Below are 13,835 nucleotides of genomic sequence, written 5' to 3'. Positions count from 1 at the left end.
TTCTATTCCTTATTAATCTTATCTAGTTGAAACCAAATTGGCTTCGATAACTCAAAGTTATTATGATCCTCTAAAACTATAGTAAGACGCTCTAACATATCATCTAACATATGCGGCGCTGCTCGTAATGTCCAGACAATCGAGGAGAAAACTGTCATGCCAACATACACCGTGTATAATTTCCAGAACTCCTCTGGTATTTTCCTATTAAAGTATCCTTCTATTTGTCCGATTGAATACGGAATACTAATGTCCCTTGCAAACAGTGCAATTTTTACAAAATCATGAAGTGGATCGCCCCAGTCGTAGCCATTAAAATCAACAACACCTACATATTTTCCATCCCGTACAATTATATTTTCTAAGTGAAAATCATCGTGTTGAAATCGATTCGGGCGGTTCTTTAAATATTTTTCATTTTCTTCTATAAACTTTATGATTTTATCATCATTTTTTATTTTTATTCCACATGTTTTGTATGCCTCTACATATTTACTATGTTTCTTCATTGCTCTTTCATACCATGGAAGTATATCATTAGGAGCTTCATATGTATGCATTTTTGCTAAATCTTTTCCTGCCTCTATACCAATATCATATTGTTCTTTTGGTGAATACGTAGGCAATAGCTTCTTCGCCTCCTCCCCTTCTAAATATGAAAAGATACCATAGCATAAACCTTCTTCTGCCAACAAACCCATTTCAATTGGTTTTTGTGCTTGCACACTACGGTTTTGCATTTCATTTTAAATTTGAAACTCTATTTTCTTTCTTTCATACTCTTTTATATCGCCTGTCCGCAATAAATATTTTTCATTATTCGCACTCGTAATTATATATTTCTTATCAGGCGAAAAACCTTTAGAAATTTCTTTAATATCCACTGCATCTTTTACAATTTGTATATTGTTTTGCCGTGCTGTAATTATCTTCATATCTATTCCCCTTACATTTCTGCATTTGGTGTATAGGCAACTTCTACAATAAATCCATTTGGATCGTAAAAATCAATCGTATAGTAACCTTCCGAATAATGATTCATTTCAATTGGACCACGTATTACCTTCACTTTCGTACTAGAAAGAAAATCTGCTACTTCATCAACTACCTCTCTATGAATAGCTTGATAACAAATATGTCTAGGCCCTAACGTCCTTACGATTTCCTCATCTACTTCTTTAAAATATATTTCACTTTCTCCTGTGCTATATGCTACTTCATTTAACTTTCTCCATCCAATTATGGAAAACAACTTATTATAAAAACAAATGGACTCCTCCAAATTCGCTACCCAAAATTCAATATGATGAATGCCTGCTCGAAGTGTATTCATATTAAGAATACGCTCCTTGTACTACTTCCACAATTTCCATCGGCTTATGAACCATATAATCTGGTGCATCTTTTTTCACTGTTTCAATAACATCATATCCCCAAGATACCCAAATTACGTTCACTTCAGCCTTTTTACACGCTGCTACATCTCGCTGTTCATCACCAACGTATAACATATCTTTCTCTGTTATTTTTTTCGATTTTAAAAACCTTTTTATCATTTTATCTTTACCAAACAAATTTTTAGAACAATACACTTCTTGAATATTTTCGATACCATTCTTGTGTAAAAAAGCCCGAATATGCTCTTCTGAGTTCGATGATATGACTGCAATTCCGTAGCCTTTTTTATGTAGTTTATCTAATACATCTTTCATTCCATGGAACAAAACGAGATTTTTTATAGCAGGCTGATATAATTTATAAAATTCCAACGCTAATATCGGTAATTTATACAGTGGTACATCAAGTTGTTTACATCTCTCTGGCATCGTTAATTTACGTAAATGCTCAATTTCTTCTTCCTTTACTGCTTTATACCCATGTTTTTCAGCAAGTTGATTATAAATCCGTACAAATATATTTTGTGAATCTACTAATGTGCCATCAAAGTCAAAAACAATATATTTTTGCATCTCCATACTCCTTTTGCTTCTTTTTTCTAAACCTATGTTATTCAACAACATAGTTGTCTGTCCCTTCTATAAAAATAAAAAAGAACAAGATTTTCTCTTGTTCTTTTTAAGACAACCATTTCGGCGGTACATTTGTATTCCAATAAATATTTCCTAACTCATGATGTCCAGAGTATCCATCATCAAAACGGTGATAATGGAAATTAAAATAATAACCATCTTGCGGCGGATGATCTCTTCTTACATGGAAACGCAATAAATCATTTCCTGATTTCGTATCGTAGACGTGAAAAATCTTTTCATTATTTCCACCAGCTGGTTTTTGAGAAATCGCTAATGATTGTAGTGAGTCTTCTGGTACATCACTAGCAAGCTCAGCAATTGCCTCTTCAATTTTTGGTAATATTACATCTTTAAATTCATCTTCAATTACTGGACCAATTTTAGTACCAAACTTTTGCATCGACTGCTTCTCTGCTTCTTGCATTGCATAAGTAATAAAAGTATCGGTGGTTAACCTGTCATTCGTTTCTTCATATGTATAGGACGTGCTCTCCAAACTTTGTTGCCCAGCTGTGCTCGTAGGCTTGTCCGCAGCTTTGGCATTATCAAGTAATATGGAAGGAGGCGTCACTAAACCAAATGTAAATACGGTAATTAATGCGACTAAGGTTTTTCTAAACCAATTTGGCATTTATGTTCCCTCCCCTTTCACTCATTATTTTTTATATAACGGTGGTTTCTTCTATTATACAAAATGATTATAATTTTTGCACTTTACAATTTTGTTAACGTTCACATATTTTTCACTTGAATATGAAATTGTAAGATTTCATACAATAAAAATACAACAACAACAATAAGGAGGCGATCAGATGACTTTAGATGTCATGTATTCCGCCGCAAGTATACTCGTTTTAGTATATTTTATTTATCAATGTGTTACAGACTAGAAAAAGAGCCGTCAATGGCTCTTTTTTAATGGTAGAAATACAATCCATACAATTAATAAAATAAAAACAACACTGCCTACCACAGCTGGCAATAAATAAAACTGTAAAAATATAACTGTTACAATCAAGGAAAAGAATAACATATAACTATCTATATATCATTATAAAATATTTATTTTTATGGCAGGAAAAAACATTTTTTAACAGAATATTAAATGTTTGATTACATTTTATTGGAGTGGATAATATGTCTTTTCAAATTCGTGAAGCAACGATAGATGATATAGACGCACTTTGTTCTTTAACGAAAGAATTAAAAGGTTCCTCTATTTCCTATGAAGATATGAACAATCGATTACAATTCGTACAAATGAGTCCGTTTGATTTTTTATATGTTTACGAGGAAGAAGAAGCTATATTTGGATTACTTGGATTTCGTATACGTGAAAATTTAGAAGATGTAACACGTTATGGAGAGATTTCAATTATTAGCGTTGATTCTAACATACGACGTAAAGGCATTGGACAAGTTTTGATGGATTATGCAGAACAATTAGCAAAGAAACATAATTGCATTGGCACATGGCTAGTTAGTGGAACAAAAAGAGTAGAAGCTCATCCTTTTTACAAAAAATTAGGCTATGAGGTAAATGGCTACCGATTTGTAAAACATTTTTAAACTACTTATAAATTGAAGGGACTATAACTATGACAAACATTAAAGCAATTTTCATTGATCGTGACGGTACAATTGGTGGTGACACTACAATACATTATCCAGGATCTTTTTCATTATTTCCATTCACAAAAACATCCTTGCAAAAACTAAAAGCTAAAAATATAAAAATTTTCTCTTTCACAAATCAACCTGGTATCGCAGATGGAATAGCAACTGTAGCCGATTTTGTACAAGAATTAGAAGGCTTCGGTTTTGATGATGTTTATGTATGTCCTCATAAACACGGTGATGGTTGTGAATGCCGTAAACCAAGTACAGGCATGCTGCTTAAAGCAGCAAAAAAACATGGACTTGATTTAACACAATGTGCTGTAGTTGGCGATCGCTGGACTGATATTGTTGCAGGGGCAAAAGTAAATGCGACAACGATTCTAGTCCGAACAGGCGCTGGGTATGATGCTTTGCATACGTACCGAGACAAATGGGCACATATTGAACCAAACTACATTGCAGATAACTTTGAAGATGCAACAAACTGGATTTTAAATCAACTATAATACAAATTAAAAGAGGCGTTTTCAAAATGAAAGCGCCTCTTTTAATCTATTATTATTTAAAACGTTAATTCATAATGGAAATAACGATTATCTCTCAAATAGCCATTTTCAGCGTATAATCGTTGTGCTGATAAATTATCAATCTCTGTTTGCAATTTTACACCTTTTGCTCCATTTTCTAATGCGTATTCTTTAGCAGCTTCTAATAATTTTTTACCTGTTCCGGCTCCACGCTTCGCCGCTTGTACAAATAAATCATTTAAAATCCATAATTCTTTCATTGAAATAGAAGAAAATGATGGATATAGTTGCGTGAACCCAATATATTCGCCGTCTTCAACTGCTACGAAAATAACGGACTCTTTTCTCTCAATTCGATTTCGTAAAAATACTTTTGCCCCTTCTAAATCAGAATCTTGTCTATAAAATATGCGATAGTTATTAAAAACTGATGCTAGTCCATCTAAATCTGCAATTGTTGCCTCATATATTCTCATTTTACTCCATTCCCCTTCCAATACTGTCTCATTATATCCGTTGCCCATTTAGGCTGGTGTATTTCTTCTGTCGGCATAAACCCTTTCATTATTGGTTTTATATCCAATATAGGAGTGCCATCAATAGCATCTAATCCCTCAACAATAATTGATTTACCTTCTCTTTTGATCATCTTGACAATTGTTACACCTATGCGATTCGGACGATTTTTCCCGCGCTGTGCAAAAATACCTACTTCAGGATAATCCTTATTATTTCTAGGATGTCTAGCAAAATACTGAATTTGCTCGTCAGTTACTTTATGAAAATAAAAAACAACTTCAATATGAGAAAAATCTTCAATCCCTTGTATACTTTCTTCTGCATACATTTCAGTTAAAGTTATACGGGATCTTACTTTCCCCCACTCATCATCTTTTATTTCCTTTCTTTCATTATGTACAAATGCGATTGGTTGAACTGAAAACATACGCATTCCCCCTTAAATGTAACCACTTACATTATAAAATATTTTCTGAATGTTTTCCAGATATACGAATCAAGTTTACATAATACAATTATACTCTATCTAGAGCTACCTTGACTGCTTCAATTGCATGTATATGAGTTGTATCAAATATCGGGACAGATACGTTTTCTTGCTTTATTAATAATCCTATTTCTGTACAACCTAATATGATTCCCTGTGCTCCTTTTTGCACTAACTCTTCGATGACTCTTTTATAATATTCTCTAGATTGAGATACTATTTTTCCTAAACATAATTCTGTATATATTACTTTATTTATTTCTTTTCTATTTTTTTCTGATGGTACTATTACTTTTATATTATTTTCTTCTATACGTGACTTATAGAAATCTTGCTCCATTGTATATTTAGTTCCAAGCAGACCAACCTTTTGAATGTCTTTTCTTTTAATTTCTTTTGCAGTTGCATCAGCAATATGTAAGACTGGAATATCAATTTTCGCCTTTATTTTTCCAACTACCTTATGCATTGTATTTGTACAAATAATTATAAAGTCTGCTCCTCCCTTTTGTAATGAATATGCCGCATTCCTAGAATTTCTCCAGCACCATCCCAATCTCCGCTAGACTGACATCGTTCAATCTCTTCAAAATCCACACTATTAATCAAACATTTTGCTGAATGTAGCCCTCCTAATCTCTCTTTTATTTCTTCATTAATAATTCGATAATATTCTGAAGTTGATTCCCAACTCATACCACCTATAAGACCTATCGTTTTCATATAAACAACACCTACCTAAACTTTTTTATAAAACTAATAACAACATTTTATTATGTATATTATACACAATAAAACAAGACTTTAAGTTTGGAATATAAGGTCTTGTTTTAACGTAAATATAGAATAATTATACTTTCATTTCCAAGGAAATTTTTATAGAATATTCTGAAATTAATGATCTGATATTTTTATAAATTCTTTATACTTATAATTAAAACACTCTCGATACAACTCTTTGATTTCATCATATGATGGAACACGTGGGTTATTAGCTGGGCTACCACTTTCAATTGCATCTGATGCCATTTTAGAGATAGCATTTTCAAATTCAATTTCATCGATTCCGTATTCTTTTAAATTTGGAATACGAAGATCATAGCAAAGCTTTTTTATTTCCCAAAGCGTATAGTCTGCTACTTCCTCATCAGAATTCGAATACAAATCCTTATTTAAGTTACGTCCAATTTTTGCTAACCTTTTCACTGCACTTGTTTTCGTAAACTCTAACACTGTAGGTAATAGTATGGCATTTGATATTCCATGCGGTACATGAAATAATGCTCCCACTGGCCTTGACATTCCATGAACTAATGTAACTGATGCATTAGAAAATGCAATTCCAGCTTGTAAGGAAGCAATCATCATCGCTTCTCTTGCCTCCATATTACGTCCATCTTCATATGCTATACGTAAATATTTCATAATACTTTCAATAGCTGAAAGAGCAAGTACATCTGTAAGTGGTTGTGAAAATTTAGAAATATAAGCTTCAATCGCATGACATAACGCATCTATTCCTGTTGCTGCCGTAATTTGTGGTGGTAACGAACTTGTCAAAACTGGATCTATAATTGCTACTTTCGGTATAAAACTAGGATGCTTCATCATCATTTTTACATCTGTTTTTTTATTCGTAATTACTGCTACACTTGTAACTTCCGAACCAGTACCAGAAGTTGTTGGAATTGCAATAAGTGGTAGTGGATTGTTTTCTATTTCAATATCCTTTTGGACATAATCCTCAACTTCTCCACCATTTGTATATAAAACCGCTACTGCTTTCGCAGCATCAATACAACTTCCACCACCAATACCAATAATAAAATCGCACTTTTCCTCTTTACAAAGAGATAACGCTTCTAATACGTGTATATTTGTAGGCTCAGCATCCACTTTATTATATGTACTAACAGTAATACCTTTCTTATTTAGTTGTTGCATACACTTTTCAACATATCCTAATTTCTCCATAATTGTATCAGTAACTATAAAAGCTCTTTTCCCTAACTTTTTTGATTGTTCTCCCAGTTTTTCAAGCGAATTCCTTCCATATAATACCGACTTTGGCATACGAAACTCAGAAACCTCTTGCAAGTCCCCCACCCCTTCTTATCCTAATTAATATTTTATAATATAAATTATCGATTTGATGAATCTTTACGATTCAAATTTTTTAATAGAGTCCTGTTAAAGTATAGAATGCGATAACTAAAAATACAGCAACCGTTTTCAAAATAGTAATAGCAAATATATCTTTATATGACTGTTTATGTGTTAATCCCGTTACTGTAAGAATAGTAATAATAGCCCCGTTATGTGGTAGTGTATCCATTCCTCCTGATGCCATTGATACGATACGGTGCATAACTTCTAATGGAATATCAAATTGATTGGCCGCTGCAATAAATTTATCTCCCATTGCGCTTAATACTATTCCCATTCCTCCTGATGCCGAACCTGTAATTCCAGCTAAAATATTCGTCGTTACTGCACCATTCACTAACGGATTTGTGAAAGTAGCAGAGATGCCATCTCTCATAATTGCGAAGCCTGGAAGTGCTGCAATGACACCACCGAATCCAAACTCAGCTCCTGTATTCATCGTTGCAAGTAGCGCTCCACCAATACTTGTATTCAATCCAGCTTGGAAACCTGTTACTACTCGCTTCCAATATAATAATAACGTTGTTAAGATCCCTATAATAAGTGCCAATTCTACAGACCAAATTCCTACTACTGCACTTAATTCTACTTTTCCAAATGCTTTCATACCAATTGCAGAAAAATCAAAACCGCTTGGATACCACTTCGGTATCATAATAGTAAACACTTTATTCATTACACCTACTAAAATAAGTGGTATAAATGCAATAAGTTGTTGTGCTCTTGTAATTTCAATGTTATTAATTAATGGCATATTTTTTTGTTCTAATTGCACAGATGCTGCCATTTCAGTATTTCCATCATTAAAACCAAAGTATCCTTCACCTGCTGCTTTTGCCTTCTTACGTCTACTCTCTAAATATAGTAAACCTAATGTAAGAACAAAAATTGCTCCTACAATCCCAAGTATCGGTGCAGCATAAATATCCGTTTTAAAAAATGTTGTAGGTATTACATTTTGAATTTGTGGTGATCCAGGTAGCGCATCCATTGTAAACGTTACTGCTCCAAGAACAATCGTTCCAGGGATTAAACGCTTTGGAATATTGGCTTGTCGAAACAACTTAGCTGCGAACGGATAAACAGCAAACACTACTACATACACACTAACACCACTATACGTTAAAATAGCCCCCATTAATACAATCGCTAATATAGTACGTTTTTCACCAACTAACTCAATAATTGTTTTTGCGATAGAATCTGCAATTCCTGACATTTCCACTACTTTTCCAAATATTGCTCCTAATAAAAACACAGGAAAATATAATTTTATAAATCCAACCATTTTCTCCATAAAGATATTAGAAAAGAAAGGTAATACATAACTAGGTTCTGTCAAAAATACTGCAAATAATGCAAATATCGGCGCGAATAAAATAACAGAAAAACCTCTGTATGCTACGAACATAAGTAAACTTAGTGCTAATAATATAATAACTAACTCCAATTTTACCCCTCCATTAAACAGAATATTCAAAATTTTATTGATAAATTTCTACTAACCTTTTAATTCTGACATCCCTCCTCTTATTCATACAAATTTTTATGCTAAAAATGTCTAATTATAATTATTCGATTACATATGAAAAATCCCTTTAAACAGAAACGAATTCATCGTCATACGTTATAAAGGGATTGCTAGAATCTATATTTACTGCTGTATTAAATTTTTCTCTACACAAAAATGATACAGTTCTTCAACATCTTTCACTATGTAGGTCGCACTAACTTCAGTCAGTTCTTTTTCACAGCCATAGCCATATAAAACACCAATTGAAGCAATTCCATTCTGATTTGCACCTATTATATCGTGCTTTCTATCACCAATCATTATCATTTCTTCTTTATTTAGTTCTTCATGTGTTTGTAAAATATGAGCAATTATTTCTTCTTTTTTTATTCTCGTACCATCTAAATTACTTCCAATGATGTCTTCGAAATAATTCGTTAATTGAAAATGCTCTATAACTTGTTTCGCAAATACAGTGGGCTTTGAAGTTGCTACGAATATGCGATTCCCTGAACTTTTTAATTGTTGCAAGAGCTTCAGAATCCCCTCGTATACATTATTTTCAAACAATCCACGCTGCTTTAAATACTCACGGAAGTAAAAAACAGCACGCTCAACCTCTCCTTCACTCATATTATATCTCTCTATGAATGATTGCTGAATAGGAGGACCTATAAATGAATCTAGCTCACTTATATGTACTTCTTCAATTCCTACTTTTTTTAATGCATATAAAACCGAGTTTACAATCCCTTCTTTCGGATCCGTTAAAGTTCCATCTAAATCAAATAGAAATGTTTTATACATGCTTCATTCCTCCACTTAATTTACGGTATAAATAAGTGCTAACATCTCTTCCACTTCTCCCTATTATACTATCATTATCTATTTTTCGAAAAATCAATTTCCATATGTCACATACTTTCAGTTACAAAATACGATAGATATGATAAAGTAAAAAAGTTACAATTATTTTAATAGAAACTGGTGAAACAAATGTCAATTACGTTAATTTTTATAATGGCTTTCACAATTGTGATTCACGCAGTTGAAACAAGCTCTTATAGTATTCGATTAGCGGGGGTTCGTTTAAAGAAGATTGCTGTCGCATTATCCGTCGTAGGAATCGTATTACTCATTTCAAGAACGTCAAACTTACTACAAGCCTTTTTACTTGGCGGGATTGTGGACGAAGCAAAACTAGATCCTTCTATTGATTTAGAGCATATTATACGTCTTGTACTATTATCTGCTTCTATCGGTACATTGCTTGCGATTATACTGTATCCAACTTTGACAAAACTATTTGGATATGTCATTCAAAACTTTGAAACAGACGGTTCTTTCATTCGAATGATGAAAACGAATAACATTCAAAAATTAAAGTACACAAAAAAATATGTCCGCTTTCCAAAGTTAGAAATGATTCATAGACTGCGTATCGGTGGTATTCCAAAGCGTATTATGCTTATTAACATGTTTGCTACTGCTATTTATACAGCGGGAGTTCTTTCCGCACTATATGCTTCTTTTTTAATTCCAGCTTTCGCAACAAAAGCCACTACAGCTTCCGGTCTTATTAATGGTTTTGCTACTATTTTATTAACAGTGCTACTAGATCCACGTATTGCTCTTTTAACAGAGCGAGCTCTTCAATCAGAAGAAGGTGCTGAAGCAATGAGTAAAATGTATGCTTGGCTAATGATTTCTAGACTTTTTGGTACATTACTAGCTCAACTGTTATTCATACCAGGTGCTTACTGGATTACATGGATTATAAAGCTTATGAATTAAATTTACTCTCTAAAAAAAAGCAGGTGAGATAACAAATGACTATACAAACAGAACAAGATATCATTCGCTTAATAGAAAACGACGAATGGATGATGAATGTATTACAAATGGCAAAATCACTAGAGCTACCTGATTGGTGGATTTGTGCCGGATTTGTTCGTTCTAAAATTTGGGATACTTTACATGACTATGAAGCGAAAACGGCTATGCCTGATGTTGATGTGATTTATTATGATAGTCTACATCAAGATGAGATATACGAACAATCATTAGAAACGAAATTAATGAATATTGATGCTACTATCCCTTGGTCTGTAAAAAATCAAGCTCGTATGCATGTAGTGAATAATATGCCAGCATATTCTTCTTCTGTTAATGCTATTTCTAAATTCCCTGAAACAGCAACGGCTTTAGGAGTTACACTTGATGAACTAAACAACGTTATCTTAACAGCCCCATGTGGTATTGAAGATGTCCTTTCCTTACAAGTGAAACCAACAGCTCACTTTCTTGAATCGAAAGAACGATTACATATGTACAAAAACAGAGTTATAAAAAAGAATTGGCAAAGTAAGTGGCCTAACATCACAATCACATATCCAGAAATTTAGAAAGGGTGCCTCTCATTTATAGAAGCACCCTTTTCTTCATTTCAAAAAATGTATGACTGTTTCTGCAAATCTATCTGCTTCCTCATAATGAGGTGAATGGCCGCTCTCTTCAAATACGATATACTTGCCGTTTCGGGCATCTTTATTAAATGTTTTAATTTGTTCTTCACACGTTACTACATCATGTTTTCCTACAATTAATAACATTGGATTTTGTACATCTTTTATTTTTGATAATAATGATGTATGACATGCTCCCTCTAATTTTAATCTATCAAAGTGAATTTTGGAGCGATTTGAAAATATTTCCCACTCTTCATCACTGTATAAACTCTCATCTGTCCTATCTTCCTTATTATTGTAAATCTCCATTCTTTTTTCTTCTAATTCAGCGCTTAATCTTATATAAGCTTCTAACAACTCTTCTGAACTAGCATCGCTAGATGAATAAGCAAAGCACTCTTTTGCTACTTCTTCTTTTCCATACTTTTTTAATAAATACCCTGTCTTTTGCAACAAAGCCCTACTTGTTAATGCAAAATCAAAAGTTGGTCCTTCAAATATTATTTTCTCTATTGAACTTGGATATATCGACGCATAAAGCAATGCTACATATCCACCGAAAGAATGTCCAATTATAGACCACTTCTCAATTTGTAATACTTTTTTTAATTCCTCACAGTCTTCAATCAAATCATTTAATCCAAAAGCTTCGTCTTCAGTAATTTTTTCTGAACGACCAACACCTCTTTGATCTATCATAATTACATATAGAGAATCTTTTAAACGTTCCGCTTGATGAAATGAAAAATCATAACAACTCTCTCCTGGTCCACCATGCAAGTATAAGACTGGCTTATTTTTAGGATTTCCATGTGTTTCAACGTATAGCTTTTTCCCTCTAATATTCATATACTCTCCTGTTTCTATCAAATTCGCCATAAACATCACCATCTTCTTTTTTTACTGAATATTATAACATTTATTGTTAAATAATCCCTATTACATTTAAAAAGACGATAATGATTGCGAGCGGTGCTACAAATCGAAGTAAAAATACCCAACAAGTAAATACTTTCTTTCCATAATTTCCACCTACAAAAAACTCTGCTTCTAGTACCTTCTTCTCCATTTTGAATGAAACGAAAATACTAATAAATAGTGCTCCAAGTGGCATTAATATATTACTAGATAAAAAGTCTACTGCATCAAAAATATTCTTTCCAAAAATCGTAATATCACTCCATACTCCAAATGATAACGCAGATGGTATACCTACTAAGAAAATGCAGAAGCCAATCATCCATGATAATTTCGTTCTTCTTTCTTGTTCACCATTTGCTAATGCTGAAACAACAGTCTCTAGTAGAGAAAATGCCGATGTTAATGTTGCAAATGTAAATAGTGCAAGGAATACTGTTAAGAAAAATCCACCGAATGGGATTTGACTAAATACAGATGGTAATACGATAAACAGTAATCCAGGTCCTTCTGTTGGCTCCATTCCTAATGAAAATACGGCTGGAAAAATAGCAAGACCTGCAAATAATGAAACAAATAAATTTAATCCAACAATTGTTATTGCTGATTTTGGTAAACTTTCTTTTTTATTTAAATAGGAACTATACGTAACCATAATTGAAATCCCGATACTAATCGCAAAGAATGATTGTCCCATTGCGAACAAAATACTTTCTGAAGTAATCTTTGAAAAATCTGGTTGTAAGAAAAACTTCACACCTTTCATTGCATCATCAAGTGTTAACGAACGAATAATAAGAGCGACAAATAAAACGAACAATGCTGGCAACATATATTTACTTGCTTTTTCAATTCCGTTTTGTACACCCTTTGATACAACCCATATCGTAATGAACATAAAAGCGAAATGGCCCATAATAGCCCAAGCGGGATTCCCAATTGTTTCAGTAAATAATGTAGCGTAATTTTGTCCTGGAGTAATCAGTTGTCCAGTTATTCCTCTGAATAAATAAATTAATACCCATCCACCTACAACACTATAAAACGAAAGTAGTATAAAACATGTTCCAACACCAAGGCGTCCAATCCAATGCCATCCTGTATTTGGTGCAATCCTTTTAAATGCTCCAACTGCTTGTTTCTGCGTACTGCGTCCAATCATAAATTCAGCTATAAGTAGCGGTAGTCCAATTAAAACAGTAAATAATATAAAGATTAAAAAGAACGCTCCTCCCCCACTCTTCCCAGCGATATAAGGAAACTTCCATATCGCACCAAGTCCAATTGCAGATCCTGCTGCAGCCATTATAAAACCTAATTTCGAAGTCCATTGCTCCGTCTGTTTCATCTCATTTTCCTCCTAATTAAATCTTTTTATATAAATAAATAAATTTTACAGACCTACCCAATTAAACCCTCCATTTCTTCTTCTATATAATAAAAAAATGGCCTAGCATCTCTATATAAAGAGACGCTAAGCCATTTACTTAACGCGGTACCACCCTTATTGATTCCATTATGAATCCACCTTAGTAGTAATCGTTTGATTACAAACCTAATATCGAAGGTTAACCGTTAAGATTT

The 13,835-nt window shown here is 33.1% G+C and carries 14 protein-coding genes, 2 pseudogenes and 1 other annotated feature (1 of these 17 running past the window's edge); of the genes and pseudogenes, 4 read left to right on the top strand and 12 right to left on the bottom strand.

Annotation, left to right across the window (positions count from 1 at the left end; all coding sequences use genetic code 11):
* Window positions 1–2: 2 nt before the first annotated feature.
* From ACTFRH_RS07335 to ACTFRH_RS07320, 4 genes and pseudogenes are all read right to left on the bottom strand, one after another.
* Window positions 3–935 (bottom strand): annotated as a pseudogene (locus ACTFRH_RS07335) (aminoglycoside phosphotransferase family protein).
* An 11-nt stretch (window positions 936–946) separates the two neighbouring features.
* On the bottom strand, window positions 947–1,333 hold the full coding sequence (locus ACTFRH_RS07330) for a VOC family protein (protein WP_001094649.1): 387 nt from the start codon (window positions 1,331–1,333) through the stop codon (window positions 947–949).
* 1 nt (window position 1,334) lies between these two features.
* Window positions 1,335–1,970 carry an HAD family hydrolase gene (locus ACTFRH_RS07325; RefSeq protein WP_001175004.1) on the bottom strand — a complete coding sequence of 212 codons (636 nt, stop codon included), beginning with the start codon at window positions 1,968–1,970 and terminating at the stop codon, window positions 1,335–1,337.
* 106 nt (window positions 1,971–2,076) lie between these two features.
* On the bottom strand, window positions 2,077–2,664 hold the full coding sequence (locus ACTFRH_RS07320; protein WP_001134421.1) for a YpjP family protein: 588 nt from the start codon (window positions 2,662–2,664) through the stop codon (window positions 2,077–2,079).
* A gap of 506 nt (window positions 2,665–3,170) precedes the next feature.
* Between ACTFRH_RS07320 and ACTFRH_RS07315 the strand changes: the two genes are divergently transcribed.
* Entirely contained in the window at window positions 3,171–3,602 is a 432-nt protein-coding gene (locus ACTFRH_RS07315) for a GNAT family N-acetyltransferase (RefSeq protein WP_000009776.1), read from the top strand.
* Between the two features lie 29 nt (window positions 3,603–3,631).
* Window positions 3,632–4,159: an HAD-IIIA family hydrolase gene (locus ACTFRH_RS07310; protein ID WP_000181773.1), complete on the top strand. Its 528-nt coding sequence runs from the start codon at window positions 3,632–3,634 to the stop codon at window positions 4,157–4,159.
* Window positions 4,160–4,215: 56 nt separating this feature from the next.
* On the opposite strand, the gene ACTFRH_RS07305 is transcribed toward ACTFRH_RS07310, so the two are convergent.
* The 6 genes and pseudogenes from ACTFRH_RS07305 to ACTFRH_RS07280 all read right to left on the bottom strand — a co-directional run bounded on the left by ACTFRH_RS07305 (window position 4,216) and on the right by ACTFRH_RS07280 (window position 9,672).
* Window positions 4,216–4,656 carry a GNAT family N-acetyltransferase gene (locus ACTFRH_RS07305; RefSeq protein WP_001223853.1) on the bottom strand — a complete coding sequence of 147 codons (441 nt, stop codon included), beginning with the start codon at window positions 4,654–4,656 and terminating at the stop codon, window positions 4,216–4,218.
* On the bottom strand, window positions 4,653–5,126 hold the full coding sequence (locus ACTFRH_RS07300; RefSeq protein WP_000493266.1) for an SAM-dependent methyltransferase: 474 nt from the start codon (window positions 5,124–5,126) through the stop codon (window positions 4,653–4,655). The genes ACTFRH_RS07305 and ACTFRH_RS07300 overlap by 4 nt, the downstream gene beginning before the upstream one ends.
* An 88-nt stretch (window positions 5,127–5,214) precedes the next feature.
* Window positions 5,215–5,909 (bottom strand): annotated as a pseudogene (locus tag ACTFRH_RS07295) (aspartate/glutamate racemase family protein).
* 171 nt (window positions 5,910–6,080) lie between these two features.
* Window positions 6,081–7,283 carry an iron-containing alcohol dehydrogenase gene (locus ACTFRH_RS07290; RefSeq protein WP_001158671.1) on the bottom strand — a complete coding sequence of 401 codons (1,203 nt, stop codon included), beginning with the start codon at window positions 7,281–7,283 and terminating at the stop codon, window positions 6,081–6,083.
* A 79-nt stretch (window positions 7,284–7,362) separates the two neighbouring features.
* Window positions 7,363–8,802: a GntP family permease gene (locus tag ACTFRH_RS07285; protein ID WP_000424329.1), complete on the bottom strand. Its 1,440-nt coding sequence runs from the start codon at window positions 8,800–8,802 to the stop codon at window positions 7,363–7,365.
* A gap of 204 nt (window positions 8,803–9,006) precedes the next feature.
* Window positions 9,007–9,672 (bottom strand): HAD family hydrolase, encoded by a 666-nt coding sequence (locus ACTFRH_RS07280; protein ID WP_000278478.1) that lies wholly within the window; start codon window positions 9,670–9,672, stop codon window positions 9,007–9,009.
* A gap of 189 nt (window positions 9,673–9,861) precedes the next feature.
* On the opposite strand from ACTFRH_RS07280, the gene ACTFRH_RS07275 reads away from it, so the two are divergent.
* Both ACTFRH_RS07275 and ACTFRH_RS07270 read left to right on the top strand, forming a co-directional pair.
* On the top strand, window positions 9,862–10,659 hold the full coding sequence (locus ACTFRH_RS07275; protein ID WP_000028911.1) for a lipid II flippase Amj family protein: 798 nt from the start codon (window positions 9,862–9,864) through the stop codon (window positions 10,657–10,659).
* A 35-nt stretch (window positions 10,660–10,694) separates the two neighbouring features.
* Window positions 10,695–11,270, top strand: coding sequence for a nucleotidyltransferase family protein (locus tag ACTFRH_RS07270; RefSeq protein ID WP_000155285.1), 576 nt, complete (start codon window positions 10,695–10,697; stop codon window positions 11,268–11,270).
* 36 nt (window positions 11,271–11,306) lie between these two features.
* Here ACTFRH_RS07270 and ACTFRH_RS07265 read toward each other — a convergent pair whose 3' ends face one another.
* Together ACTFRH_RS07265 and ACTFRH_RS07260 are read right to left on the bottom strand one after the other, a co-directional pair.
* The gene (locus tag ACTFRH_RS07265) at window positions 11,307–12,212 is read right to left on the bottom strand and encodes an alpha/beta fold hydrolase (protein WP_001284945.1); all 906 of its coding nucleotides are present in this window, start codon (window positions 12,210–12,212) and stop codon (window positions 11,307–11,309) included.
* Window positions 12,213–12,258: 46 nt separating this feature from the next.
* Entirely contained in the window at window positions 12,259–13,599 is a 1,341-nt protein-coding gene (locus tag ACTFRH_RS07260; protein WP_440048729.1) for a sodium-dependent transporter, read from the bottom strand.
* Between the two features lie 116 nt (window positions 13,600–13,715).
* Window positions 13,716–13,835: a binding site (T-box leader), on the bottom strand; it runs 129 nt beyond the window's last position.

It is taken from the genome of Bacillus cereus group sp. MYBK216-1, from assembly GCF_051916495.1.
Taxonomy (GTDB): domain Bacteria; phylum Bacillota; class Bacilli; order Bacillales; family Bacillaceae_G; genus Bacillus_A; species Bacillus_A thuringiensis_K.
The sequence above is the reverse complement of the archived record's forward strand: the minus strand, read 5'-3'. Positions and strand labels throughout refer to the sequence as shown.